At 61.8% G+C, this 26,986-nt stretch carries 22 protein-coding genes; 14 read left to right on the forward strand and 8 right to left on the reverse strand.

The annotated features are described in order from the left end of the window. Position 1 precedes the first annotated feature (1 nt). The 9 genes from GJU48_RS13100 to GJU48_RS13140 all read left to right on the forward strand — a co-directional run bounded on the left by GJU48_RS13100 (position 2) and on the right by GJU48_RS13140 (position 13,412). Positions 2–934, forward strand: a complete 933-nt coding sequence (locus GJU48_RS13100; RefSeq protein ID WP_094952755.1) for a DUF58 domain-containing protein — start codon at positions 2–4, stop codon at positions 932–934. Then, positions 931–1,425: a DUF4381 domain-containing protein gene (locus GJU48_RS13105; RefSeq protein WP_094952756.1), complete on the forward strand. Its 495-nt coding sequence runs from the start codon at positions 931–933 to the stop codon at positions 1,423–1,425. Before GJU48_RS13100 ends, GJU48_RS13105 begins: the two co-directional genes overlap by 4 nt. Beyond that, positions 1,418–2,506 (forward strand): vWA domain-containing protein, encoded by a 1,089-nt coding sequence (locus tag GJU48_RS13110; protein WP_094952757.1) that lies wholly within the window; start codon positions 1,418–1,420, stop codon positions 2,504–2,506. Before GJU48_RS13105 ends, GJU48_RS13110 begins: the two co-directional genes overlap by 8 nt. Continuing rightward, complete coding sequence (locus GJU48_RS13115) at positions 2,503–4,242, forward strand: tetratricopeptide repeat protein (protein WP_094952758.1); 1,740 nt, start codon at positions 2,503–2,505, stop codon at positions 4,240–4,242. The genes GJU48_RS13110 and GJU48_RS13115 overlap by 4 nt, the downstream gene beginning before the upstream one ends. Then, complete coding sequence (locus GJU48_RS13120; protein WP_094952759.1) at positions 4,239–5,879, forward strand: BatD family protein; 1,641 nt, start codon at positions 4,239–4,241, stop codon at positions 5,877–5,879. The genes GJU48_RS13115 and GJU48_RS13120 overlap by 4 nt, the downstream gene beginning before the upstream one ends. Before the next feature lie 1,603 nt (positions 5,880–7,482). Continuing rightward, complete coding sequence (locus GJU48_RS13125; RefSeq protein WP_094953438.1) at positions 7,483–7,782, forward strand: DUF6124 family protein; 300 nt, start codon at positions 7,483–7,485, stop codon at positions 7,780–7,782. A gap of 163 nt (positions 7,783–7,945) precedes the next feature. Continuing rightward, a complete protein-coding gene (locus GJU48_RS13130) occupies positions 7,946–9,187 on the forward strand; it encodes an exonuclease SbcCD subunit D C-terminal domain-containing protein (RefSeq protein WP_094953439.1) in 1,242 nt (413 codons plus the stop codon). After that, positions 9,184–12,822 carry an AAA family ATPase gene (locus GJU48_RS13135; protein ID WP_094953440.1) on the forward strand — a complete coding sequence of 1,213 codons (3,639 nt, stop codon included), beginning with the start codon at positions 9,184–9,186 and terminating at the stop codon, positions 12,820–12,822. Before GJU48_RS13130 ends, GJU48_RS13135 begins: the two co-directional genes overlap by 4 nt. Continuing rightward, positions 12,819–13,412, forward strand: a complete 594-nt coding sequence (locus GJU48_RS13140; protein WP_094953441.1) for a glutathione S-transferase — start codon at positions 12,819–12,821, stop codon at positions 13,410–13,412. The genes GJU48_RS13135 and GJU48_RS13140 overlap by 4 nt, the downstream gene beginning before the upstream one ends. Before the next feature lie 126 nt (positions 13,413–13,538). Here GJU48_RS13140 and GJU48_RS13145 read toward each other — a convergent pair whose 3' ends face one another. The 5 genes from GJU48_RS13145 to GJU48_RS13165 form a co-directional block, all read right to left on the reverse strand. Next, on the reverse strand, positions 13,539–13,718 hold the full coding sequence (locus GJU48_RS13145) for a hypothetical protein (RefSeq protein ID WP_065907868.1): 180 nt from the start codon (positions 13,716–13,718) through the stop codon (positions 13,539–13,541). Between the two features lie 155 nt (positions 13,719–13,873). After that, complete coding sequence (locus GJU48_RS13150) at positions 13,874–15,049, reverse strand: lactonase family protein (protein WP_094953442.1); 1,176 nt, start codon at positions 15,047–15,049, stop codon at positions 13,874–13,876. After that, a complete protein-coding gene (locus tag GJU48_RS13155; protein ID WP_094953443.1) occupies positions 15,036–15,332 on the reverse strand; it encodes a DUF5629 family protein in 297 nt (98 codons plus the stop codon). The genes GJU48_RS13150 and GJU48_RS13155 overlap by 14 nt, the downstream gene beginning before the upstream one ends. A gap of 117 nt (positions 15,333–15,449) precedes the next feature. Next, positions 15,450–17,825 carry an efflux RND transporter permease subunit gene (locus tag GJU48_RS13160; RefSeq protein WP_094953444.1) on the reverse strand — a complete coding sequence of 792 codons (2,376 nt, stop codon included), beginning with the start codon at positions 17,823–17,825 and terminating at the stop codon, positions 15,450–15,452. A 16-nt stretch (positions 17,826–17,841) separates the two neighbouring features. Then, positions 17,842–18,876 (reverse strand): WD40/YVTN/BNR-like repeat-containing protein, encoded by a 1,035-nt coding sequence (locus GJU48_RS13165; protein ID WP_176463007.1) that lies wholly within the window; start codon positions 18,874–18,876, stop codon positions 17,842–17,844. Between the two features lie 288 nt (positions 18,877–19,164). Between GJU48_RS13165 and GJU48_RS13170 the strand changes: the two genes are divergently transcribed. Then, the gene (locus GJU48_RS13170; protein ID WP_155296011.1) at positions 19,165–20,319 is read left to right on the forward strand and encodes a Gfo/Idh/MocA family protein; all 1,155 of its coding nucleotides are present in this window, start codon (positions 19,165–19,167) and stop codon (positions 20,317–20,319) included. Here GJU48_RS13170 and GJU48_RS13175 read toward each other — a convergent pair. After that, entirely contained in the window at positions 20,312–21,937 is a 1,626-nt protein-coding gene (locus GJU48_RS13175; protein WP_094950693.1) for a methyl-accepting chemotaxis protein, read from the reverse strand. The genes GJU48_RS13170 and GJU48_RS13175 overlap by 8 nt on opposite strands. Before the next feature lie 234 nt (positions 21,938–22,171). Here GJU48_RS13175 and GJU48_RS13180 point away from each other — a divergent pair, with 234 nt between their 5' ends. Genes GJU48_RS13180 through GJU48_RS13190 form a run of 3 tightly spaced genes read left to right on the forward strand, consistent with a single transcriptional unit; the run spans position 22,172 to position 24,630 of the window. Continuing rightward, positions 22,172–23,599, forward strand: coding sequence for a nucleobase:cation symporter-2 family protein (locus GJU48_RS13180; protein WP_094950692.1), 1,428 nt, complete (start codon positions 22,172–22,174; stop codon positions 23,597–23,599). Between the two features lie 12 nt (positions 23,600–23,611). Next, complete coding sequence (locus GJU48_RS13185; protein WP_094950691.1) at positions 23,612–24,073, forward strand: LEA type 2 family protein; 462 nt, start codon at positions 23,612–23,614, stop codon at positions 24,071–24,073. 5 nt (positions 24,074–24,078) lie between these two features. Beyond that, positions 24,079–24,630 carry a GNAT family N-acetyltransferase gene (locus tag GJU48_RS13190; RefSeq protein ID WP_094950690.1) on the forward strand — a complete coding sequence of 184 codons (552 nt, stop codon included), beginning with the start codon at positions 24,079–24,081 and terminating at the stop codon, positions 24,628–24,630. Positions 24,631–24,737: 107 nt separating this feature from the next. On the opposite strand, the gene GJU48_RS13195 is transcribed toward GJU48_RS13190, so the two are convergent. Then, complete coding sequence (locus GJU48_RS13195) at positions 24,738–25,664, reverse strand: carbon-nitrogen hydrolase family protein (protein ID WP_094950689.1); 927 nt, start codon at positions 25,662–25,664, stop codon at positions 24,738–24,740. Positions 25,665–25,755: 91 nt separating this feature from the next. Here GJU48_RS13195 and GJU48_RS13200 point away from each other — a divergent pair, with 91 nt between their 5' ends. Beyond that, complete coding sequence (locus GJU48_RS13200) at positions 25,756–26,655, forward strand: LysR family transcriptional regulator (RefSeq protein WP_094950688.1); 900 nt, start codon at positions 25,756–25,758, stop codon at positions 26,653–26,655. Here GJU48_RS13200 and GJU48_RS13205 read toward each other — a convergent pair. Further along, positions 26,648–26,902: a hypothetical protein gene (locus GJU48_RS13205; RefSeq protein ID WP_003190904.1), complete on the reverse strand. Its 255-nt coding sequence runs from the start codon at positions 26,900–26,902 to the stop codon at positions 26,648–26,650. The genes GJU48_RS13200 and GJU48_RS13205 overlap by 8 nt on opposite strands. Between the last annotated feature and the right edge of the window lie 84 nt (positions 26,903–26,986).

The raw sequence follows: 26,986 nt of genomic DNA on the forward strand, positions 1-26,986 counted from the left end.
CATGAATGCAAGCGATGGGATCCGCGTCACGCTCAGCGAATTGATTGAGATGCGCCACCGCGTGCGCGAAGTGCAGCTGTTTTCCACGCCGAGCCAGCGCAGCCCGCTGATCGGCCTGCACCATTCCAAGCTGCGCGGGCGCGGTGTCGACTTTGACCAGGTGCGCGTGTACCAGGCTGGGGACGACGTGCGCACCATCGACTGGCGCGTGACGGCGCGCACCCAGGAGCCGCACACCAAGCTGTTCCACGAAGAACGCGAGCGGCCGATTTTCATCATGGTTGAACAAAGCTGCCGGCTGTTTTTCGGCTCCGGCCAGATGTTCAAGTCGGTGCTCGCCGCGCAAGCCGCCAGCCTGATCGGTTGGGCGGCGCTGGGCCACAACGACCGCGTCGGCGGGCTGGTGTTTGGCGACAACGAGCACTATGAAATCAAGCCCCGGCGCAGCAAGCAAAGCCTGCTGCAACTGCTCAACCGACTGGTGCGCGTCAACCAGAGCCTCAATACCGAGAGCCGCCCCGAAGCCGACGCCTTGGGCATGGCCCTGCGCCGTGGCCGTGAAGTGCTGCGCCCTGGCAGCCTGGTGATCGTGATTTGCGATGAGCGCGCGCTGACCGAAGGTGCCGAGCAACAGCTGAGCCTGCTGTCGCGGCATTGCGACCTGCTGCTGTTGCCGATTTCCGACCCGCTGGACCACGCCCTGCCTGCTGCGGGGCTGTTGCGTTTTGCCGAGCGCGGCGCGCAGCTGGAACTGGACACACTGAATTTCGACTTGCGCCAAGCCTACAAGGCCCAGGCCGAAGCCCGCATCGCCCGCTGGGAATTACTCGCGCAGAAACTGCGAATCCTGCTGATGCCGTTAAGCACCCAGAGCGAAATGGTCGAGCAACTGCGCGAATACCTCAACCCGCAACGCCCGGTTAAAAAACAATGAGCAGCCTCGATCAACTGCAACCGCTGATCGCCCCACCGGCCATCGGCTTCTGGCCGCCTGCGCCGGGTTGGTGGCTGTTGCTGCTGGTGGTTCCGCTGCTCGGCTGGGGCTTGTGGTCCTTGCGTCGCTTGCTGCCCACGCGCCGCCCGGTGGCTCGCGCCGAACAACCGCTGGACCCGCTGCGCATCACCGCCCTGGCCGAGCTGGCCTTGATGCCCAAACCCTACGACGGCGCACCCGCCGGCGCCTGGCTGCAGCAACTCAACGGCCTGCTCAAACGCCTGTGCCGCAACGACTACCCCTACAGCCAGAGCCATACCCTCAACGGGCGCAAATGGCTGGCGTTCCTCGACAACCGCTGCCCGGCCGCCGGCCTCACACGCTGGATGGTGCTGGTAGAAGGCGCTTACAAACCCGAATGCAAACTCGACGACAAAGCCATCGCCGGCCTGACCCAAGCCGTCGACACCTGGATTCGCAAACATGTTTGAGTTCGCCTGGCCGTGGATCTTCGCCCTGCTGCCATTGCCCTGGTTGATGCGGCTTATCTTGCCGGTGGCCGACAGCGGCGAACCCGCGCTGAAAGTCAGCTACCTCGCCGACCTCGAAGGCCTGGCCCGCCGCCGTGCGCGGATCAACCTACCGGGCTGGCGCCAACAAGCACCGTTCGTGGTGCTGTGGCTGCTCTTGCTCACCGCTGCGGCCCGCCCGGAATGGCTCGGCGAACCCCTACCGATTGCCGCCAGCGGCCGCGACTTATTGGTCGCCGTGGACGTCTCCGGCTCCATGGACTTCCCCGACATGCACTGGCAGGACGAAGACGTCAGCCGCCTGAGCCTGGTGCAACACTTGCTCGGCGACTTCCTGGAAAGCCGTGAAGGCGACCGCGTCGGCCTGATCCTGTTTGGCAGCCAGGCCTACCTGCAAGCCCCGCTGACCTTTGACCGACGCACCGTGCGCACCTGGCTGGATGAAGCGCGCATCGGCATCGCCGGCAAGAACACCGCCATCGGCGATGCGATTGGCCTGGCCCTTAAACGCCTGCGCCAGCGCCCGGCACAAAGCCGCGTGCTGATTCTGGTCACCGACGGCGCCAACAACGCCGGGCAGATCGACCCGCTGACTGCCGCACGCCTGGCCGCTGAAGAAGGGGTAAAAATCTACCCGATCGGCATTGGTGCCGATCCAGAGCAAACCGGTTCGCTGGGCATTCTTGGCGTCAACCCGAGCCTGGACCTGGACGAGCCCGCGCTGAAAGCCATCGCCGACGCCACCGGCGGCCAGTACTTCCGTGCCCGTGACGGCGACGAATTGCAGAAGATCAAGGAAACCCTCGACCAGCTTGAGCCCGTCGCCCAACAACCGACCCAAGCCCGCCCGGCCCAGGCGCTGTACAGCGCGCCATTGGCCCTCGCGCTGGTCCTGAGCATGTTGGTGGTGATCCAGGAACGCTGGCCCAACAACGCGCTGCAGCGCTTCTTTAATAAACTCTCGACCCAGGGCAATTTCCTGCAACAGCACCCTGAATGGCGCCAGCGCCTCAAACGCCTGCGTTTGCGGAGGCGTCGATGATCGACCTGTGGCCGCACTGGTTCCGTCCTTGGTGGCTGTTGCTGTTGCCGCTGCTCGGCTGGCTGCTGTGGCAGCTGTGGCACCGGCAAAAGCGCGCCGGGCGCTGGCAGATGATCCTGCCGCCCGCCTTTCATGCGGTGTTGCTCAGTGGTGGCAACGGCCGCGAGAGCAAATCGCCGTGGGTGGTGCTCGGCATCGCCTGGCTGCTGGCCGTGTTGGCCTTGCTGGGCCCAAGCTGGCAAAGGGTTGAACAGTCCAGCCAGAAACCCGCCGACCCGCTGGTGGTGCTGCTGGAATTGACCCCGGAAATGCTCGCCACCGACAGCCCGCCCAATCGCCTGGAGCAGGCACGGCGCAAGCTGTATGACTTGCTGCAAGCGCGCGCCGACGCACCGACCGCCATCGTCGTGTATGCCGGCAGCGCCCACACCCTGGTGCCGCTGTCGGATGACCTGGCCACCAGCCGCAACCTGCTCGAAGCCCTGCGCCCCTCGATCATGCCCGTGCCCGGCCATCGCGCCGACCTCGCCGTGGAGAAAGCCCTGGGCTTACTCAAGCAAGGCGGCCTCGGCCAAGGGCGCTTGTTGCTGGTCGGCTCGTCCCTGTCGAAACAAGAACGCCAAGGCATCCGCCTGCAGTTGCAAGGCGCGCAGGCGCCGACCTTGTCGATCCTCGGCATCGGCAGCCGCGAAGGCACGCCGGTGACCCAGGAAAGCGGCGAGTTCCTCAAGGATGAACAAGGTGCGATCCTGGTGCCACGCCTCGACAGCCCGACCCTCAAGGCCTTCGCCAGCGAAATGGGCGGCCACTACCGCGCCGCGCGCCTGGACGACAAGGACCTGCGCCAACTCAACCTGCTCGATGGCCCGCAAACCCTGCGCAACGACGGCCAACTGTTGCACCTCGACAGCTGGGCCGACCAGGGTTACTGGCTGCTCCTGCCGCTGTTGCTGCTTGGCGCCTGCGCCGGGCGCCGCGGCTGGCTGTTTTGCCTGCCATTGCTGCTGTTGGTCGCGCCGCAGCCCAGCTATGCCTTCGAGTTTCAAGACCTGTGGCTGCGCCCCGACCAGCAGGGCCAGTACCTGCTGAAGAAAAAGCGCCCGGCCGAGGCTGCCGAACGCTTCGAGAACCCGCAGTGGCAAGGCGTTGCCCTGTATGAGGCGGGCAATTACGCCGAGGCGATCAAGCGCTTTGCGCTGAGCAACGACGCCTACTCCCACTACAATCGAGGCAATGCGCTGGCCAAGTCCGGCGAACTGGAAGCCGCCATCGACGCCTACGAACAGGCGCTGGAAGCCCAGCCCGACCTGCAACCGGCGCTGAAAAACAAAGCCTTGGTGGAAAGCCTGATGCAGCAACACGCTCAGCCTGACCCCGCCAAACCCGAAAAAAACGAGGATGACGAAACCACCCAACCCGGCCAAACTGCGCAACCGGGCACAAGCGGGCAAAGTGCTTCAGGCGGCGAACAATCGTCCCAAGGCCAGGGCGAGGCCGGCACGGGCGATACTCAAACCGGCGGCACGCCCAAAGCCGGCGGCAACGACGTACCGGGCAGCGAACTGGGTGATGAACAAACCACCACCCCGCCGCTGCGCCCCGCCGATGCCAGGATTGACGGCGAGCATCGCCAAGCGTTGGAGCAATGGCTGCAGGAGATCCCGGACAACCCTGGCGAACTGCTGCGGCGCAAATTCTGGTACGAACAGCAACAACATCAGGACAAGACTCGATGAGCCGCCGCACCACCCTTCTGCTCCTGCTCGCGTTAACGGCAGGCCACGCCCAGGCGGCGAACCTGGTTGCCAGCGTCGACCGCAGCCGCCTCAATTCCGGGGAAACGGTGGAGCTGACGGTGGAATCCAGCGACGTCACCCAGTTCGGCAAACCCGACCTGTCGCCCCTGGATGCGCAGTTCGAAGTCAGCGGCACGCGCCAGATCAACCAACTCACCACCCTGGGTGGCGATAACCACGCCACCACGCGCTGGATCATCACCCTGTTGCCCAAGGAAAACGGCACGGTGGTGATTCCGCCGCTGCAAGTGGGCGAGCTCAAGACCCAGCCGATCAGCCTGCAAGTGGTCGAAACCGCCAGCCAGAACACCAGCGCCGAGCTGGCGCCGGTATTCATCGAAGCCAACCTCGACCAGAGCAGCGTGTACGTCCAGGCCCAGGCCTTGTTGACCGTGCGCGTGTACCACTCGGTGTCGCTGTACGACGACAGCAGCCTCACGCCGTTGCAGATCCCCGATGCACGCATCGAGCAACTGGGCGAGTCGCGCACCTACGAAAAAGTCATCAACAGCATTCGCCACGGCGTGATCGAGACCCGCTACGCGATCTACCCGCAGCACAGCGGCGCCTTGGTGATTCCAGCACAGACCTTCAGCGCCACCCTGGTGGAATCGCGCCCGCCCCAGGAGAACACGCTGCAAGGCACCAAGCCGGGCAAGCTGATTCACGTCAGCTCCGCCGAGCTGTCGCTGAACGTCAAGCCCAAGCCGGCGCTGTACCCGGCTGACGCCCCCTGGATACCGGCCCGCAGCCTGACCCTGACGCAAGCCTGGAACCCTGAGCCTGAGCGCGTACAAGTCGGCGACTCCCTGACCCGCAGCCTCACGGTCAAGGCCGAAGGCTTGTCCAGCGCGCAACTGCCGGCCCTGCCCAGCACCGACATCAACGGCCTGCGCCGCTACCCCGACCAACCGGTGCTCGCCAACCAGAACAACGACCACGGCCTGACCGGCAGCCGCGAAGACCGCGAAGCGCTGGTGCCGACCCGCGCTGGCGCCGTCGAACTGCCGGCGGTGGAAGTGGTGTGGTGGAACACCCACGAAGACCACCTCGAACGCACCAGCCTGCCCGCCCACACCCTGCAAGTGGCGACCAACCCGAGCCTGGTGGTGGACACGCCTGCCACGCCAACCGTGATTACAGCACCGGACGATGACCGCCTGTGGCTGTGGCAACTCAGTACACTGATCTTCATCTGCACCACCCTGCTGGGCTTTGGCCTGTGGTGGCGTGCGCGCCGCCAACCCGCCGTGCAGCGCACCGCGCAAACCGGCCCGAGCCCGCGCTCGCTGCTCGACGACCTCAAGCGCGCCACCCAGGCCAACGACCCGCAAGCCACACGCCAGGCACTGGATGCCTGGGCGCGGCAACAGCCGGAAACCCTAGCGGATATGGCGGCGCGGTTTGTGCCGTTGTCGGATGCTCTCGACGGATTGAACGGCGCGCTCTACAGCGAAGGCGGCCATTTCTGGCTGGGCGAAGACTTATGGCGTGCGGTCAAAGCCATCCCGATAGCCGAGCGCGAACACGACCCGGCGACCGATACCACCAGCTTGCCGCCGCTGTATCCCAAGTAAACCTCAGCTACCTGACACCACAATAATGCCTATGTGGGAGCTGGCTTGCCTGCGATGCAGACACCTCGGTCATCAAGTACACCGAGTTGATGCCATCGCAGGCAAGCCAGCTCCCACAGAAAAGCAGAGCACTGCGGTGCTGGCAGCGAACTCGGTCAAAATGTGGGAGCGGCTTGCGCGAGGCATGGCTGGTTATGCCTGACACACCGAGGTGCTTGCATCGCAGGCAAGCCAGCTCCCACAGAAAAGCAGAGCACTGCGGTGCTGGCAGCTAAACTCGGTCAAAATTGTGGGAGCGGGCTTGCGCGATGGCATCAACTGGTATGCCTGATACACCGAGGTGCCTGCATCGCAGGCAAGCCAGCTCCCACAGAAAACAGAGCCCGGTGCTGGCAGCTAAACTCGGTCAAAATTGTGGGAGCGGGCTTGCTCGCTCCCACATGGATCTCGTACATCAGACAGAGAGTGTGCTGCTGTGCTTTTGCCTGCTTTTGCTTCACCGCCCTGACAGCCGACCTGATCTTCTGAACTCAATCTAATGTGGGAGCTGGCTTGCCTGCGATGGCATCAACTGGTTATGCCTGATACACCGAGGTGCCTGCATCGCAGGCAAGCCAGCTCCCACAGAAAACAGAGCCCGGTGCTGGCAGCAAACTCGGTCAAAATTGTGGGAGCGGCTTGCCTGCGATGGCATCACTGGTTATGCCTGATACACCGAGGTGCTGCATCGCAGGCAAGCCAGCTCCCACAGAAAAGCAGAGCACTGCGGTGCTGGCAGCCAACTCGGTCAAAATTGTGGGAGCGGGCTTGCTCGCGAAGGCGGTGGGCAGTTACACATGAGCTGCTGACCCACCGCCTTCGCGAGCAAGCCCGCTCCCACATTGGGATCTCATTACATCAGCTAGATGGGTGTGCTCTGCTTCTGCTCTGCTTTTGCTTCTACCACTCAGGTCGGCTACTAGGCCGCCGTGCTCTTGCTTTTGATCTTGATCTGAGGCGCCCCGTTAAACCACGCTGGCCGAACGCAGGCTTGAATCCGTGGGTAACCCGGCAGGACGCCGGGTTAGCCGCGATGGGCCAAGGATGGCCCATGGCGGCGGCCCACGGATTCAAGCCTTCGTTCTGGCATGCCGAGCCTAGGCGAGGCACCGAGTGGTGGGGCGAGGACCTTTTGGTTACTTTTGGGTCCTTCCAAAAGTGACCCGCTGTAAGAGCGGAACCCTAGGTGGCCGTTACCGCAGCAACGGATATGTACTCAATCTACCTAAACCCCTGATCGACATGCATTGTTAAAGGCCAGCAATCCATATCTCTTTAACTTGCGGGAAGTTTCCTAGACAATCCTTCGGCCTTGCGCCTGCTCACTCCACTGGCTAGCCTTCGCTCCGTCGCTGCATATCAGCGATCAGGGGTGAGATCCTGTGATGTGATTAGGTGCCAAGTGCCACAACCGCGAGCAACATGCTCTATGGCGGCTGTGTGCGGGCAGACTTCGGTCTGACCGGGTGCTCCTGACCGGCAATCTCACCCCGCACATAGCTGCCACCTTTTGACGAGTGAGATCGGCAAAAGAATGGCTCCAGACCTTTCAGGAGTTTCATTCATGAACAAAATCGTCCCAGACCCACCCCGCTTCACCCCCGACCGCGAAATCTTCGAGCGCGCCCTGAGCCACTACCTACAACCCGACTCACCGCCGTCTTTCTCCGCACATCACGACCTCAGCTTCGAAGACGCCCTCGCCCAACTCTGCGACCTGTTGCGCTGCGCAGCCGCCACCGCAGCGGCCTCCACCCAAGGGCTGTCCGCCGACCAACACCACCTGGCCGGCGCCACCGAGCACCTGATCAACAGCGCCAGAACCCTCGCCGACCGCGCGCTGGACTGCCTGCACGCCGCATAACCCCTGTGGGAGCTGGCTTGCCGGCTCCCACATTCGATCTGGCCCGCGCACCCTGTGGGAGCTGGCTTGCCGGCTCCCACATTCGATCTGGCTCGTCCGCAGGCACTGTGTGGGCTTTTACAGGTAAACTCCCCTCCTTTTCATCTTCTCCACGGAGTTCGCCTTGCGTCTGTTCCACACCTCCGACTGGCACCTCGGCCAAAACCTGCATGGCCAGGAACGCGACTTCGAACACGCCTGTTTTCTCGAGTGGCTGCTGGGCCAATTAAACGCCGAGCAGCCAGATGCGCTGCTGATCGCCGGCGATATCTTCGACACGGTCAACCCGCCGCTCAAGGCCCAAGAGCGTCTGTATGACTTCATCATCAGCGCCCATGAACAAAACCCGAAACTCACGATTGTGATGATCGCCGGCAACCACGACTCCGGCTCGCGTATCGAATTGCCGGCGCCGCTGATGCGCCGCTTGCGCACGCATGCCTTGGGCCGCGTGCTGTGGCTGGATGACGGCCAACTGGATGCCGAACGTTTGCTGATCCCGCTGCCTGACGCCAAAGGCAAGATCGCCGCCTGGTGCCTGGCGCTGCCATTTTTGCGCCCGGCGGAAGTCACCGGCGCGCACTTGGGCGACGACTACCTGCGCGGCATCGGCCAAGTACATGAGTGGCTGATCGCCGCCGCCAACGCCAAACGCAAAAAAGGCCAGGCGCTGATTGCCATCAGCCATGCGCATATGGCGGGTGGCTCGGTGTCGGAAGACTCCGAGCGCAGCCTGATCATCGGCAATGCCGAGGCGCTGCCCGCCAAACTGTTCGATGCCAGCGTGGCCTATGTCGCCCTCGGCCATTTGCACAAGCCGCAGCAAGTGAATGGCGAAGAAAGGATTCGCTACAGTGGCTCGCCAATCCCCTTGTCGTTTTCCGAAATCGGCTACAAACATCAGATTCTCGATGTGACCTTTCAGGGCCAACGCCTGGTGAGTGTCGAGCCGCGCCTGATTCCGCGCTCGGTCAACCTGCAACGCCTGGAAGCCGCGCCGCTGGCGGATATCCTCAAGGTATTGGCCGACCTGCCCGACATCGACCTGCTCGCCGAAACCCAACGCCACCCGTGGCTGGAAGTGCGCGTGCGCCTCGACGAGCCGCAACCGGACCTGCGCCAGCAAATCGAAACCGCCCTGCAAGGCAAAGCCGTGCGCCTGGTGCGCATCGCCGCTGAATACGCCGGCCAACGCGGCAGCGACAACACGGACGACGAGCGCCTGATCGAACTCGACCAGCTCACGCCCCAGGAGCTGTTCAGCCGCGCCTGGCAGGACAGCTACGGCAGTGAAGTGGATGAACAGACCTTGAAGGATTTCGCCGTGCTGCTCCAGGAAGTACAACAGGAGGGCGAACAGCCATGAAGATCCTCGCCATCCGCCTGAAAAACCTCGCCTCCCTGGCAGGCCCGTTTGAAATCGACTTTACCGCCGAGCCCCTGGCCAGCGCTGGGTTGTTCGCCATCACCGGGCCGACCGGCGCAGGTAAAAGTACGCTGCTCGATGCGTTGTGCCTGGCGCTGTTTGGCGCAGTGCCGCGCCTGGGCGATACCGGCCAGGCCAAGATGCCGGATGCCGACAGCGATATTTCCATCGGCGACCCGCGCACCCTGCTGCGTCGCGGTACCGGCGGCGGTTATGCCGAGGTGGATTTCGTCGGCGTCAGTGGCCGTCGCTACCGCGCTCGCTGGGAAGCCAACCGTGCCCGCGACAAGGCCAGCGGCAAGTTGCAGAACAGCCGACAAAGCCTGATCGACCTCGACAGTGACCAACTGCTGGCCAGCCAGAAGACCGAATACAAAACCCAGCTGGAACTGGCCCTGGGCTTGAACTTCGAGCAGTTCACCCGTGCGGTGTTGCTGGCGCAAAGCGAGTTCAGTGCGTTTCTGAAGGCCAACGACAATGAGCGCAGCGAACTGCTGGAAAAGCTCACCGACACCGCGCTCTACACCCAGCTTGGCCGCCGCGCCTTCGATAAGGCCAAGGATGCCAAGGACGCGCATAAACAGCTGCAAGACCAAGCCACCGGCGTGGTGCCCCTGGCTCCCGAAGCCCGCGCCGAACTTGATCAACAGTTGGCCGAGGCCCAGCAACAGCTCAAGACCCAGCAGGCCCAGCTCAAGCAGTTGGAGCTGCAACACACCTGGCTCAAGGAACTGCGCGAATGGCAGGAGCGCCAGCACAGTGCGACGGAGCAACTGCAACGGGCTCAGGCGGACTGGGACGGCCAAGGCGCACAACGCCAGGACTTGAGCCGCCTGGAGCATTTGGCGCCGCAGCGCCATCAGTTTGCTCGGCAAGCTGAACTGGGCACATTGTTGACGCCCCTCGCTGCGCAGATTCAGCAGCATATCGAGCAGCAAACCGTGCTGCACACACGTCAGGAGCAGGCGCAACAGCAGCAAGCAGCCGCCCAGGCAACATTGGCCGACGCGCTGAAAACCCAGGCCGACGCCGTGCCATTGCTGCGTCAAGCGTTTGAGGAACAAAGCACCCTCGCCCACCTGACCAAGGACTTGGCCAAACGCACCGAGGATAAACAGCAACACACCAGCGCCTGTACCGAAGGCCACACGTTACTCAAAGCGTTGCAGGACAAACACAGCCAAGTCGCCGAGGGCCTGCAACGCCTGGCCGCTGAGCTTGAGCGCAGCGCCACTCTCGCCCCGCTGAGCGACGCCTGGAGCGCTTACCGCGATCGTCTGCAACAGTTGATGCTGGTCGGCAATCGCCTGAATAAGGGCCAGGCTGAATTGCCGCAGCTGGAACAGCGCGCCACCACCGCCGCCGAGCAGTTCACCCAGCAACGCGACGCGTTGGACCTGCTGTATCAGGAAGCCGGCGCCGAGCCACACGCCGTCGCCGAGCAGATCCAGTTACTCGCCAGCCTGTTGCAGGACAACCGCAAACAGCAGCGCGCGTTTGAAGACCTTACGCGCCTGTGGGACAGCCAGCAGCAGCTGGATCAACAGAGCGCCAACCTCACACAAAGACTCGCGGACGCGCAGCAGCAGCGCGAACAACTGAACCAGAGCGGCCTGCGAACCAAGGCCGAGCTGACCATCGCCGAGCAAACCCTGACGGTGACCAAGCAACTGCTGGAACGCCAGCGCCTGGCGCGCAGTGCCAGTGTCGAAGAACTGCGCGAGCAGTTGCAGGATGACCAGCCGTGCCCGGTGTGCGGCAGCCATGAACATCCGTATCACCAGCCTGAAGCGCTGCTGCAAAGCCTCGGCCGACATGACGAAAACGAAGAAGCCACGGCGCAGAAAGCCGTCGATATCCTCAAGGAAAAACTCACCGAGTTACGTGGGGAAGTGGGCGGCCTGATCGCCCAGCAAAAGGAGTTCCTGCAACAGCAGGAGCAACTGGCGACGCAGCAACAAGCACTGAAACCGAGCCTGGATGCCCACCCGCTGGCCGCCTCACTGTTCAATCAGGACGCCGCCAAGCGCAGCACTTGGTTGGCCCAGCAACTGGCGCAGTTGACGCAAAGCATCACCCAGGACGAACAACGCCAAGGCGCCCTGCTCAACCTGCAACAAAATGCCGGGCGTTTGCAGCAACAACTGCAAGCCGCCCAGGACGCCAGCCAGCAAGCCCGCCAGTTACTGGCGGACCAGCAACGCGAGCTGTCCAACGACCGTGAGCGCCTTGACGAAGAACTCAAGGCCTTCGCCGGCCTGCTGCCCGCCGAGACCCTCGACGGTTTACGCCGCGAACCGGCAGCGACCTTCATGCAGCTGGACCAGCACGTCAGCCAGCGTCTTGAGCAGCTTGGCCACCACCGCGATGAACTGGCCGAGCAGCAAGAACGTCAGCAGGCCATCGAGAAAGAACAGACCCACCAGCAGCATCGCCAGCAGCAGCTGGACGCTTTGCACCTGCACGTCACCGAGTTGGCCACGCAACAACAGGCCGCACAGGAAAGACTCACGGCCCTGCTGGGCGATCACGCCAGTGCCGAACAGTGGCAACAGCAGCTGGAACAGACGGTGGTGCAGTCACGCCAGAGCGAAGCCGACGCCAACCAACAACTGCAAGAGATCCGCAGTGCGCTGGTGCAACTGGCCGCCGACCTCAAGGCGCAGCAGGAGCGCCTACAGGCGCTGGCGGCCGAGCAACATAGCCTCGGCGAGCGCCTGGGCGAATGGCGTGCCCTGCACCCTGAACTGGATGACGATGGGCTCACGCGCTTGCTGGGCTTTGATGACAGCCAAGTCAGCGCACTGCGCCAGCAGCTGCAACACAGCGAAAAAGCCGTCGAGCAAGCCAAGGTGCTGCTGCAGGAACGCGAACAACGCCTCGCCGAGCATCAGGCTTTGCACAACGGCAACCTGGACGTTGAGCAACTCGATAGCAGCCTGGCTGCGCTCAACCAACAATTCACCGAGGGCGAGAAACACTGCGCCGAATTGCGTGCGCGCCAGGCCGAAGACCAGCGTCGTCAGGACGCCAACCACGCGCTGGCCGACCAGATCACTAAGGCTTACGAAGAATGGCAGCGCTGGGCGCGCCTGAATGCACTGATCGGCTCGGCCACTGGCGACACTTTCCGCAAGATCGCCCAGGCCTACAACCTCGACTTGCTGGTGCACCACGCCAACGTGCAACTGCGCCAACTGGTGCGCCGCTACCGCCTAAAACGCGGCGGCAGCATGCTGGGGCTGTTGGTGATGGACACGGAAATGGGCGATGAACTGCGCTCGGTGCACTCGTTGTCCGGTGGCGAGACGTTCCTGGTGTCGCTGGCGCTGGCCTTGGGCCTGGCGTCGATGGCCTCCAGCACGTTGAAAATCGAGTCGTTGTTTATCGACGAAGGCTTCGGCAGCCTCGACCCCGAGTCGCTGCAATTGGCGATGGACGCGTTGGACGGTTTGCAGGCCCAGGGCCGCAAGGTCGCGGTGATTTCCCACGTGCAGGAAATGCACGAGCGCATCCCGGTGCAGATCCAGGTCAAGCGCCAGGGCAATGGCCTGAGCACCTTGGAGGTCAAGTGAGCGAGGCGCTGCTGTATTCGTTTCGGCGCTGCCCGTACGCGATGCGGGCGCGCCTGGCCTTGCGCTATTCAGGCGTGCCCGTACAGATCGTCGAGGTAAGCCTCAAGGCCAAACCGGCGGAAATGTTGGCGCTGTCGCCCAAGAGCACGGTGCCCGTATTGAGCCTGGACGGCCGGGTGATTGAGCAAAGCCTGGAAATCATGCAGTGGGCGCTGGCGCAGCACGATCCTGAGGATTGGTTGCTGCAGGGTGACCCGGCGGTGCTGGAACTGATTGCCGAGAATGATCAGGTGTTCAAACATCACCTGGATCGATACAAGTACGCCGATCGCTACCCGCAGCAGCCGATGGAACATTATCGGGCAGAGGGCGAGGTGTTTTTGCAGAAGCTGGAAGGATTACTGGCGGGCCGGGAGTTTTTGCTGGCCGACCATTTGAGCCTGGCCGATGTAGCACTGGCGCCGTTTGTGCGCCAGTTTGCGCATGTGGACCGGGAGTGGTTTGCCGGAGCGCCGTATCAGCGCTTACAAAACTGGCTACAACGCTTTCTGGAATCGCCGCTGTTTATTGCAGTGATGGCAAAACCCTGAAATCAACACAATCAAATGTGGGAGCTGGCTTGCCTGCGATGCCGTCAACTCGGTCCAACGGATACACCGAGTTAATTTCATCGCAGGCAAGCCAGCTCCCACATTTGACCGCCGTTCAGCTCAAGCTCAGTGCTGGGTTTTGTGATCCAGTGCGGCATAGAAGTTGGCGCTTTGTTGCAGGTATTTCTGGGTGTAGGCGGATGTACTGGATTTTTTGCCGGCAACGTCCACGCTGGCAGCGGCTGGCAATGCCACGGTGGCGGAAACAGCAGAAGCGGCGATGATGGAGAAGAGGTTCAAGTTCATGTCGGTAACCCTTGTGTTCGTTTGGTGAGGTGGCCGGGAAGGCCTTGGAACCAAACTTACGCCCGAGGGCTGAACCTTAGAAATGCTTTGAAACAGTAGCCGCTATTAATACAATTAATACTAAAGGTCAGGCCCCGCGATGCGGGGCCTGTGGCTTATTGACGCACCAGGAACTTGAGGTCGCTAGGGGCATCGATCGGCAGTTTCTGCACGGTTTTACCCAGCAGGCCGGTCTTGGGGTCGCGTTCGACGACCACGATTTGGTTGCTTTTCTGGTTGGCGATCAGCAAGAACTTGCCGCTCGGGTCCAGGCTGAACTCACGCGGGTGGTCGCCTTCCACGGTGCGGCGCTGCAGCTCCTTGAGGTGCGCGGTGGCCGGGTCGATGCTGAACACCAGCATCTGGTTGGCGGTGCCACGGTTGCTCACGTAGAGGAATTTGCCATCGCTTGAAGCATGCAGTGCGGCGCCGGCCTTGTCGGACACCGGTTGCCCGCCAGCGAACTCCACCAGTTGGGTTTGGCTGAGCTTGCCGTCGTTGTAATCAAACACCGCGACCTGGGCGCTCATCTCGGTGGTCAGCCAGGCATGCTTGCCGTCCGCGCTGAACAACAAGTGACGCGGGCCGCTGCCGGGCGGCAGCTGCACCGAGGCCGGGTTGGCCGGGGTCAGTGGCAGCTCGTGGTTGGCCTTGGGGTCGTAGTGGTAGGCAAAAATCTTGTCGGCCCCAAGGTCCTGAACAAACACGTACTTGCCGTCCGGCGATGACACCACCGAATGCACATGGTTGGAAGCCTGGCGCTCAGGGTTCACCCGGCTGGACGGGTGCCCGCTCAGTTGCACCGGCGCCGATAACTTGCCATTGGCGTCGACCGGCAGCACGGCCAGGCTGCCGCCCGGGTCTTCGAGTACCGAATAGTTGGCAACGAACAGGTAGCGTCCATCAGCTGCCAGGCTGGAATGGGTCGGCTCATTGCCCAGGCTCTGCACTTGGTTGATCAGGCTGAGCTGGTGACTCTGCGGGTCAATGCTGTAGCTGCTGACGCGGCCGACCGAGTCTTTCTGGCCTGGGCCGTTTTCGTTGACCACAAACAGATGCTTCTGGTCTTTGGAGATCGTCAGCCACGACGGGTTGGCCGCCTTGGCCGCCAACTCCGGTTTACCGGTGAACTGGCCGGTACGGCTGTCAAATTGCAGGCGGTAAATACCTTCGCTGGTGCCGGCGGTGTAACTGCCCACCAGCAACTCGTAGGTGTCAGCCGGCGCAGCTTGCACCGACATCGCACCGACACTGCCCGCCATCAGCAGAGGCCAGAATTTACGCATCATCATCCGCTTCGTCCTCGTCGTTATTGTCGCCGGTGACGCCGCTCATGCAGACCAGGCGATGCTCGCCCGACTCACCGGTAAGGGTCCAGCTTTGCAGGGTTTGATCAAAGACCGCAGCGTTGATTTGCTCCAGGCTGAAACTCCAGCGTTTCTCGGCACGACCGTCCATGCAGACGATTAGCAACTTCTGGTCATCCAAGCTGAAGTCGAAGGTGTGCAGCCCATCGATTTCGACCATCTGGCAGTCTTTAAACGCGTCGAGCAAGGTAGCGGTGTCGGCAGTCATAACTAACAGTCATCAAAAGGAAAGACCTCATGATAGGTCAAATTGTTGCATCGACCTAAGACCACGCCATGCAAAACGCCGTAGCACAGGCCACGGCGTTTTGGCGACAACGATGAATCAGTGCGCAAACAACGAATTGCCCTTCTGCCCCGCCAGCTTTTCCGGCTTGATCAGGAATCGTGCCAGCGCCGGCAACAGCCACAATGCGCCGAACATGTTCCACAGCAACATGAAGGTCAGCATCAGGCCCATGTCGGCCTGGAACTTGATGGCCGAGAAGATCCAGGTGCACACGCCGATGGCCAGGCACAGCCCGGTAAACAACACGGCCTTACCGGTGGATTTGAGCGTCTGGTAGTACGCCTCTTGCAACGGCAAGCCGGCGCGCAGAAAGCTTTCCAGGCGACTGTAGATGTAGATGCCGTAGTCCACGCCAATCCCCACGCCCAATGCCACCACCGGCAAGGTCGCGACTTTGACGCCGATGCCCATGAACGCCATGAGCGCATTGCCCAATACCGACGTCAGTACCAGCGGCAGCACGATACACAGCGTCGCCGCCCAGGAGCGGAAGGTGATCATGCACATGGTCGCCACGCACAGGTACACCAAGATCAAGATGATCAGTTCCGACTCTTTAATCACCTCGTTGGTCGCGGCTTCAATCCCGGCGTTACCGGCGGCGAGGATAAACTCCAGGCCATCCTTGTTGTTGTCCTTGGCGAAGTCCTGCACCGCATGCACCGCGCGGTCGAGGGTTTCGGCCTTGTGGTCGTTGAGGAACACCAGCACCGGCGCCAGCGAGCAATTGTTGTTGTACAGGCCGTCGGCGCGGGCGATGGAGTTGTTCAGCACGTCGGGGTTGCGCGACAGGGTTTCCCATTTCAGGTTGCCCTCGTTCATACCCTTGATCATCTGCTTGGACACGGTCACCAAGGAGATCGCCGACTGCACGCCTTCGGTGTTCTGCATCTTCCACATCAACTGGTCGATGGGCGCCATGGCTTCGTAGCGCGAGCAGCCTTCGGCACGCGTCTTGACCATCACCACCAGCACGTCGGAACTGGTGGAGTAGTTGCTGATGATGAAGTTGTTGTCTTTGTTGTAGCGCGAGTCCGGGCGAAGTTCCGGCGCGCCTTGGTCGAGGTCGCCGATTTTCAGGTTCTGGCTGTACCAGAGGCCGCCACCGAAGGCGATCAGGGCCAACAGAATCGAGACCGGCGCGACTTTGGGGCTGGCAAATTTTGACAGCAGGCGCCAGAACGGATGTTCGCGGTGCGCGTCCTTCTTGCTTTTGGCAATGGCGCGCGTGCTGATGCCGACATAGGAAATCGCCACCGGCAGCAGAATCAGGTTGGTGAACACGATCACCGCCACGCCGATGGAGGCGCCGATGGCCAACTCGCGGATCACGCCGATGTCGATGATCAACAGCGTGATGAAGCCCACCGCGTCAGCGAGGATCGCGATCATGCCGGGCAGGAACAGTTGCCGGAACGTGCGTCGCGCCGCCGTCAGCGCGTTGTCCGCTTCACTCGATTGCAGGGCAATGCCGTTGATCTTCTGCACGCCGTGGGAAATACCGATGGCGAAGATCAGGAACGGCACCAGCATCGAATACGGATCGAGCCCGAAGCCGAAGAAGTGCATCAACCCGAGTTGCCAGACCACCGCCACCAGCGTCGTGCTCAACACCGCGACGGTGCTGCGCAGGCAGTTGGTGAACCACAACAGCAGAATCAGGGTGATGATGAAGGCGATGCCGAAGAACAGCACCACCATCACCAGGCCGTCGATCAGGTTGCCGACCTTCTTAGCAAACCCGACGATGTGAACCTTGATATTGGGGTTTTGCGCCTCGAATTTGTCACGGATCTTGCCTTCGAGTTCATGGGAGAACGTGCGGTAGTCCAGGGCCAGCAACTTGCCTTGGTCTTGTGGGTCCGGGTAGGACTCCAGCAGCGGAATGTCGACGATGCTCGACTTGAAATCGTTGGCAACCAGGCGCCCAACCTGGCCGGACTTGAGCACGTTGTTGCGCAGTTGGTCGAGACTTGCCGGCGAGCCGTTGTAGCTCTGCGGGATCACTTCGCCGCCGGCAAAGCCTTCTTCGGTCACCTCTGTCCAGCGTACGCTGGGGCTCCACAGTGACTTAAGGCCCGAGCGGTCGACGCCGGAGATGTAGAACACCTCGTCGTTGATCTGGCGCAGGGTCTCCATGTATTCCTTCGTGAAGATGTCACCGTCCTTGGCCTCCACCGAGATGCGCACCGTGTTGCCCAGGTTGGCCAAGTCGTTGCGGTGCTCCATCATCTTTTCGATGAAGGGGTGCTTGAGCGGGATCATCTTTTCAAAGCTGGTGGACGGGCGAATCAACGTCGCCTGCCAGAACAGGAAAATACTCACCAGCAGGCAGATGACGATGACTGCCGGGCGGTTATTAAAGATCAGGCGCTCAAGAAAGGTCGCTTTATCGTTGTGATGACTGCTCATTCTTTCCCCGCCCTTATTATTGTTTTACGCGTTCAGCGCCGCTGGCCGTGGCGACGCGAACGCCACCCTGCCCGACCAGAATCAAGTTGCCGTTGCCTGCCGCCGTGACCGCCGAGAGTGAAATGCGGTCCGGGCGATTGAATACGCTGAAGGTCTGCCCGTCGTCGTGGCTGACCACCACGCTGCCACCGTTGCCGACCACCACCAGCGAGCCGTCATCGAGCAAGGTCGCTCCCGACAAGCCGAACTCCAGGGCGCCGCGCGTCGCGTTCAGTTCGATCTGCTCCCAGGTGCTGCCGAAATCCGTGGAGCGGTAAAGATTGCCGCGCAGGCCATAGGCCAACAGGGTTTGTGCTTGAGCGGTGCCGATCACGCCAAACAACGAGCCCTCATACGGGCCTTCGAGTTTTTCCCAGGTCTGGCCGTCGTCACTGGAGCGGAACATGCTGCCTTGCTCGCCGACGATAAACAGGCCGGCATCCTTGATGTAGGCGATGGCGTTGAGGTGAAACTGGTCTTCGTTGTCGAGGCGCTCGCTGACATCGTCCCAGGTTTTGCCGCCATCGGTGGTTTCGATCAACGCACCGTAGGCGCCCACGGCCAGGCCGTGGTTGGCGTCCTTGAACCAAATGTCGAGCAACGGCGCTTCGCGCTTGAGGTCCTGGTATTGCTGGGTCCAGGTGGCGCCGCCGTCGGCGCTTGCGAGAATTTGCGCATCATGGCCGACGGCCCAGCCTTGTTTAGCGTCGACAAAAAATACCGCTGTGAGCAGTTGCCGGGTCGGCACCTTGGCTTGGGTCCAGGTGCTGCCCTGGTCATCGGAATAGAGGATGTGCCCCCGATCACCAACGGCCACCAGGCGAGAGCCCGCGTGGACCACATCGATCATCAGGCCTTTGGCAGCCTTGGGGGATTCAATCGCAAATGCCGGCGCTGCGCCGGTATCGCCGGCTGCCAGCACGGGTGTCGACAACACCCCCAGCAGCGAGAGCGCTGTGGCCAACATCGCAACCCTGCGTGCGGCGCGTGGGCGGCAAACAACCCAACCCATGACAGGCTCACTCATAGACCTTTCTCCCGATTTATTATTGTTAGGTCGTCTCGCCTTCCTGGGCTCTGAAACCTGCAATCTAGAGCGCCTGGAGCAAGCAGGATCCATCCTATCGGGGTTTCGAATCGTCTGACAATCGGCGCTACGTTATCTTTTGTTAACTGGCGGCTTTTGGCCATGGGCTGAATATGACTGCATTACCGCATGTTTTATTCCATATCTTGAAATGTGCGAATTTTTATTCCATTAATACCCCTCTTGAAAACAATAATTCAAAGGAACACCGCTATGCGTGAACTCGGAATCGGCCTGATCGGCACGGGCTTCATGGGGCGCGCCCACGCCCTGGCGTTCAACAATGCCCGCGCGGTCTTCGAACTGCCGGTACACCTCAAGCTGGCCGCGCTGGCCGATGCCGACACCGAACGCGCCCAACGCTGTGCCGCGGCCTGGGGGTTTGCCCAGGCCCATGGCGACTGGCAGGCGTTGATCAACGACCCCAAGGTCGACGTGGTGGCCATCACTACGCCCAACCACTTGCACTACCCCATGGCCATGGCAGCGATAGCGGCGGGCAAAGCGGTGTATTGCGAGAAGCCGCTGGCCGTCAGCCTGGAGCAGGCCGACGCCATGCGCCGCGCCGCCAGTGCGGCTGGGGTCGTCAAACGGGTCGGCTACAACTATCAGCACAACCCGATGATCAGCCTGGCGCGGCAGATGATTGCCAATGGCGAGCTGGGCGAAATCATCAGTTTCCAGGGTGAGTTCAGCGAAGACTTCATGGCCGACGCGGCCTCGCCTTGGTCGTGGCGCTGCGAAGTGGAGCATGCCGGGGGCGCCCTGGCCGATTTGGGCAGCCACTTGCTGTCGATGGCGCGCTATTTAGTCGGCGATGTGCACAGCGTGTGCGCCGACACCCAGACCGTCCACGCCCAGCGTCCAGCCGTCAAAGGCAGCAGCGACCTGAAACCCATCGCAGTGGATGACCAAGTGCATGCCCTGCTGCGATTCGCCAATGGCGCGCGCGGCACGGTGAGCAGCAGTTGGCTCAAGCACGGCTACAAAAACCACCTGAGTTTTGAGATCAGCGGCACTCAAGGCACGCTGGCGTTTGACCAGGAACGATTGAATGAACTACAGGTGTGCCGCGTCGGCCAGGACGGTTTCCAACGTGTGCTGGCCGGTCCCGCCCTGCCCGGCTATGCCGCGTTCAGCCCAGCCGCTGGGCATCAACTGGGTTACAACGAGTTGAAGACTCTGGAAGTGCACGAGTTGATCATGGCGCTGGCTGGGCAAGGCGCGGATGGCACTGACTTTGATGCTGCCTGGGCGGTAGAGCGGCTGGCCGCCGCCATACGCCTGGCCGCCATACAAGCGCGATGGGTCAACGTCCCACGGCGGGAGCGCCGCACCGTCGCTCCCGCACATTTAAGTGTCAGATAACGAAGCGCGCGACCATCCCATTTAAATCCACCGCCAGGCGCGACAGCTCATGGCTGGCTGCGCTGGTCTGGTTGGCACCGGCTGCCGACTGGGTCGCCAGGTCGCGGATGTTGACCAGATTGCGGTCCACCTCACGGGAAACCTGGGCCTGCTCTTCCGACGCACTGGCGATCACCAGGTTGCGCTCGTTGATCAGGCTGATGGACTGGGTGATCTGCTCCAGCGCCACACCGGCGGCGCGGGCCATTTCCAGGGTGCTGTGGGTGCGCTGGTTGCTCTGCTGCATCGACTGCACTGCTTCACCGGTGCCGGTCTGAATGCCGGCGACCATTTTCTCGATTTCCTGGGTCGACTGCGCAGTGCGGTGGGCCAAAGCCCGCACTTCATCGGCCACCACCGCAAAGCCACGCCCGGCTTCACCGGCGCGGGCCGCTTCAATCGCCGCGTTGAGCGCCAACAGGTTGGTCTGTTCAGCAATCGCGCGGATCACGTCGAGTACCTTGCCAATGTCACGGCCTTGAGTGGCCAGGCCTTCAATCATCACCGAGGTGTTTTGCACGTCCTGGGTCATGGTCTGGATCGCGCCGACGGTTTCCACCACGCGGTCGCGGCCTTCACGTGCCGCTTGGTTCGACTGGCTGGAGGCTTCGGAGGTGGACACCGCGTTGCGCGCCACCTCTTCCACTGCAGCGGTCATTTCGTTGACGGCTGTGGCGGCCTGGTCGATTTCGTTGTTCTGTTGTTGCAGGCCTTTGGAGGCCTCTTCGGTGACAACGCTCAACTCATGCGCAGCAGACGCCAACTGCGTGGCCGAACCGGCAATGTGCTGGATGGTCTGGCGCAGGTTGATTTGCATCGCCGACAAGGCGCCGAGCAGGCGCGCCGGCTCATCCTTGCCATCGTCTTCGATGAGCTTGGTGAGGTTGCCGCCGGCGATGGTTTCGGCCGCTTCCACGGCTTTGAGCAGCGGCGTAACGATGCTGCGAGTCAGCAGCCAGGCCAGCAATACCGTCATCAGTGCCGCGACCACTGACACGATGATGATCCCGGTGACAGCTTGCTGATAGCTGCTTTCAGCATCCAGAGCCGCCTGGTCAGCGTCGGCGCCGTTGATGGCGATCAGCTTGTTCAACTGCTCGCCCATCCGGTCGGTGCCGTCCTTGATGCGCGTATTGATCAAGGTGCGCATCTCTTCAACTTTGTTCTGCTGGGACAGCGACATCATCTCGGCCTGGGCGGCTAAGTAACTGTCGAGGGTCGCGACGAAGGTTTTGTACAGCGCCGCCTCTTCCGCACCTGCCGGCATGACGGCATAAGCACTCTGGGCCTGCTTGACCTTATCGACCAATACGGCCACGCGGGTCTTGGCTTCTTCCAGGGCTGCCGGCTCGCGGTTGATCAGGATGCGAAAAGACAGGATGCGCAGGCGCAGGACGTTCTCGGTCAAGTTGCCGAGATACTTCACACTGGGTAATTGATTGGTCCCCATGTCCAGCGAAGACTGGCGAATCTGCGTCATGCGGTTGACGGCAAATACACCAAGGATCACGACGAGCAACGCAATGAACGCAAAGCCGAGAAACGCGCGAGGGGCAATATTCAGATGACGGAGGGACATAGGGCTGCTCTCGAGAAGTAGTGTTGGCGTGCATCCCTGCCGCGACACGATCAGCCGGCGTCAACGCGCAGCTCTGATCTTTGGGCACCACTGTTGTAATAGTTGGGTGGGCTTAACGAGGGTATCGGCAGGCGAGTGGATTTTATGCAGGATGTTTCGAAATATTTTTACACACTTCTGACAGCTGGAACTTTCTGGCATCCTGCGCGCCCCTTTCCTTCTCGGGCCTGTATTTTGTCTGAAGCTCAAACCCCTCGCCCCCGCTATAAATCCGACCTGATCTACGGCCTGGAAGACCGCCCGCACTTCACCGCGGCGATTTTTGCCGCGTTGCAACACGTGCTCGCCAGTTTCGTCGGCATCATCACCCCCACGTTGATCGTCGGCGGCGTATTGGGCCTTGAAAGCGAAGTGCCCTATCTGGTGAGCATGGCGTTGTTCGTGTCGGGCCTGGGCACTTTCGTGCAGGCGCGCACCTTTGGCCCGATCGGTTCCGGCCTGCTGTGCCTGCAGGGCACCAGCTTTTCGTTTATCAGCGTGATCCTCAGCGCCGGCTTTATGGTCAAGGCTCGGGGCGGTGGCACCGATGAGATTCTTTCGACGATTTTCGGCATCTGCTTCTTCGCGGCGTTTATCGAAGTGGTGCTCAGCCAGTTCATCGGCAAATTGCGCAAACTGATCACACCGGTGGTGACCGGTACCATCATCACGTTGATGGGCTTGTCGTTGATCAAAGTGGCGGTCACCGACATGGCCGGCGGCTTTGGTTCAAGCGAGCTGGGCGCGGCGAGCAACATGGGCCTGGCGGCGCTGGTGCTGCTGACCATCGTGGTGCTCAACCGCTTCAACAACCCGTTCCTGCGTTTGGGTTCGATTGTGATCGGCCTGACCCTGGGGTTTGTGGTGGCCTGGTGGATGGGCCGCGTCGACCTGGCCGCATTGCCTCAAGTGCCGTTGATCAGCGTGCCGGTGCCGTTCAAATACGGTTTCTCGTTCGACTGGGTGGCATTTATCCCGGTGGCGGTGATCTTCCTGATTTCACCGTTGGAAGCCGCCGGTGACTTGACCGCCAACTCGATGATTTCCCAACAGCCAGTCAAAGGCCCGCTGTATATCAAGCGCATCAAGTCGGGCCTGTTGGCCGATGGCCTCAACTCGGCGATGGCGGCGACGTTCAACAGCCTGCCGATGGTGACTTTCGCCCAGAACAATGGGGTGATCCAGTTGACCGGCGTAGCCAGCCGTTATGTGGCGTACTTTATCGCCGGCCTGCTGGTGCTGCTGGGGCTGTTCCCGATGATCGGCGCGGTGCTGCAACTGATGCCCAAGCCGGTGCTCGGCGGCGCCACGTTGATCATGTTCGGCACCGTGGCGGTGGCCGGGATCAAGATCCTCGCCGAAGCCGGGCTGCACCGGCGCAATGTGCTGATCGTGGCGATCTCGCTAGGCATGGGCCTGGGCGTGGCCGCCGTGCCGGAAGTGTTGCGCGACCTGCCCAAGGCGCTGCACAACATCTTCGAATCGCCGATTACCGTGGGCGCATTCTGTGCAATCCTGCTGAACATTTTCCTGCCGGAAGAGTTCATAGAGCTGCAAGAAGATGAATTTGATCCGGAGTCCTCTACCCTCAAGGTCATGCAGGATCCGGACGTCACGAAATAGGAGCACCTTTATATGCGCAAGCTCATGGTTCTATCGTTACTGCTGCTGACCTTGAGCGCCTGCGCGCTGTTCCCCAACCGCGACCCGGTGAATATCACCGTGGTGGGGATCGAGCCGCTGCAAAGCCAGGACTTGGAAGTGCGCTTCGCCGTGAAGCTGCGGGTGCAAAACCCCAATGAAACGGCGATTGACTACAGCGGCGTAGCCCTGGACCTGGACGTCAATGGCCGGCCATTGGCGTCTGGGGTGAGTGATCAAACCGGAAGCATCCCACGCTTTTCCGAGACCGTGCTGACAGTGCCGGTCAGCGTTTCAGCGTTTTCTGTATTGCGCCAGACCCTGGGCCTGAGCCAGACCCAAAGCTTGAACAAGCTGCCTTACGTACTGCGCGGCAAACTCGCGGGTGGCCTGTTCGGAACCCAGCGTTTTGTCGATCGCGGTACGTTGAACCTGCCGAACACGGCCACCTGGTAAACGCCATGCAACCGACTTTGTTCACCGAAAGACTGATCCTGCGCCCGCTGACCCTGGACGATGTCGAGGCCGTCCAGCAGCAATTCGCGCATTGGGAAGTGGTGCGCTACCTCAGCGACGAGGTGCCTTGGCCCTTCCCAGCCGATGGCGCTCGCAGCTTCCTGGAACAGGTCGCCTTGCCGGCCATGGCCCGAGGCGAACATTGGCATTGGTCGATCCGCCTCAAAAGTGCGCCAGAACAGTTGATCGGCAATATCTGCCTGATGGATGAGCAGGACGATAACCGGGGCTTCTGGCTGGGCCCGCAATGGCAAGGCCAAGGCTTGATGACCGAAGCCAGCGCGGCGGTGACCGAGTATTGGTTTGATGTGCTCAAGCGCCCGCTGATGCGTGTGCCCAAAGCCGCACCCAACCAAGGGTCACGGCGGATATCGGAACGCGCCGGGATGCGCTTGATCAGGACGCAGACAGGCCAATTTGTCGCAGGCAGCTTCCCGCGGGACATTTGGGAGATGACCCGCGAGGAGTGGCTGGAACTCAAATCAGCCAAACAATGAAGATCTAATGGGGGGGGGCTTGCTCGCGAAGCGGTTACCGCAGCAACGGATATGTACCCAATCTACCTAAAGAAGCGCCCCCCAAAGACCGCTATCGCCGGCAAGCTTTAGTCAGTGATAGTGCGCACCCCCGGCTTGGCGCGCTCATCCACCACCAGCTCGAAAATATCCGGCCGCGCATAGTGCCCCACCACGTCATAGTCATAACGTGCGCGTACCAAATCATCGGTATTGATCTGCGCGGTCAGCAGCCCCGCCTCCCCCAGCAGCGGCCCAGCGAGAATGTCGCCCATCGGCCCGATAATCACACTGCCGCCAGCGATCAACGGCCGGTCTGACGGCCAGTTGGCAATCTCCACGCCCAACGCCTCAGGCGATGCCTGCACCTGGCAAGCGCTTACCACGAAACAACGGCCTTCATGGGCAACATGGCGCATGCTCACCTGCCACATCTCGCGCTCATCCACCGTGGGTGCGCACCACACCTCCACGCCTTTGGCGTACATCGCGGTGCGCAGCAAAGGCATCATGTTTTCCCAGCACACCGCGCCGCCGAGGCGGCCTACCGCTGCGTCGATCACCGGCAAGGTCGAGCCATCGCCCTTGCCCCAAATCAGCCGCTCGGTGCCGGTAGGCATCAACTTGCGGTGCTTGGCCACCAGGCCGCCCGACGGCTCGACATACAGCACGGTGCAATACAGCGTGCTGCCACTGCGCTCGATCACACCCAGTACCAGGCTGGCGCCGGTGCGTGCCGACAACCCGGCCAGCGCCTCAGTCTCCACGCCTGGCACGTCGATGGCATTGGCAAAGTAGCGCGCAAACGCTTCGCGACCTTCGGGCAGGCGATAACCCAACTGCGTGCCGAAACCCTCACCCTTGGGGTAGCCGCCCAGCAAGGCCTCGGGCATCACCACCAGTTGCGCACCGCTGCGCAGGATCTGGTCCTCATAGGCGAGGATTTGCGCCAGGGTCTGAGCTTTGCCGCCGGGCAACGAACCGATTTGCAAAGCGGCCACGGTAGAAATGGGCATCACGATCACTCCAAATGTTAGGGGTTGCCCATTCTCCGGCCAGCCTCGATCATGAATAAAGCCCACCTCAGTGCTAAATGATATGAGCCAAATGAATATCGCCCAGGTTGATTTGAACCTGCTGAAAACCTTCGAAGCCTTGCACGATGAGTCCAGCGCCAGCCGCGCGGCATTGCGCCTGGGCGTCACCCAGTCGGCGGTCAGCGCAGGCCTGAGGCGTTTACGCGAACTGTATGGCGATCAATTGTTTGTACGCACTGGTCGCGGTTTGGCGCCCACCTTGCGCGCCAACCAGCTGAAACCGGTGATCAGCGAAGCGCTGGACCGCTGCCGACAGAGTCTGGCGATGATCAATCCGGATAACCCCGACTACCAGGGCCGGTCAGTGGTACTGGGCTTGTCCGATGATTTCGAGATTGCCCATGGCCGCCAACTGATGCAGGAAATTGCCCTGCGCGCGCCCAAACTGCGGGTGATCTTCCGGCAAACCCACAGCCAGATCGTCGCGGGCGCCCTGCTCGACCGCAGCCTGGACTTGGCGATCACCGCCGGCGGCTTTGCCGAGCGCCGGCTGAGCCGGCACGTGTTGGGGGAAGGCGATTACCGCTGCCTGGTCGACCCGCACAGCATGGCGCCAGGCCAGCTCGGCATCAGCCTGGAAGCGTTTGTTGCACGCGAACATGTGTTGGTGTCGTCGGGCGGGTTTATCGGGATTACCGATGAAGGGTTGGCGGCCCAAGGGTTGAGCCGTCAGGTGTGCGCGTCCACCAGCCACTTTGCCGCACTGCCGTTCCTGCTCAAGGGCAGCAACGCGGTAGCGACGATTCCCGGGCATGCCGCCGAGGCCATTGCGCAGCTCAGCGGCTTGCGCGTGCTGCCCTGCCCGCTGGCGCTGCCGCGCTACCCGGTGGAACTGGGCTGGCGTACCCAGGCCCAGCGCGATCCGCTGCTGCTGAAAGTCCGCGAGGCGGTGGTGGCGTGCTTTACTTAGCCGCAGCCATCAGCTTGTTGACTTCGCTGCGCACCATGTTGGAAAACTCCGGCGGCGACATGCCATCAAGCTCGGCGCGCACCCACTCGGCCCACTTGCCTTTACGCTTGGCGCGCTCGCCAAACAACCGCGCCGCTTCGCCCTTGGCCTTGCCCAGGTTGGTCTGCCACAGGTCGTAGAGGCGGGACTTTTCATCTTCCAGCTCGGCGCGTTCGGCGAGGGTTTTGTTGGCCAGATTGAAGCTCATGTTGAATTACCTGCTGCACAAATAGGCGACATCTTACACTGTAGGTCGAAACTTCCAGATTCGGATTTTACTCAGCGCAGCGCC

The sequence above is a fragment of the Pseudomonas sp. IB20 genome (assembly GCF_009707325.1).
GTDB lineage: Bacteria > Pseudomonadota > Gammaproteobacteria > Pseudomonadales > Pseudomonadaceae > Aquipseudomonas.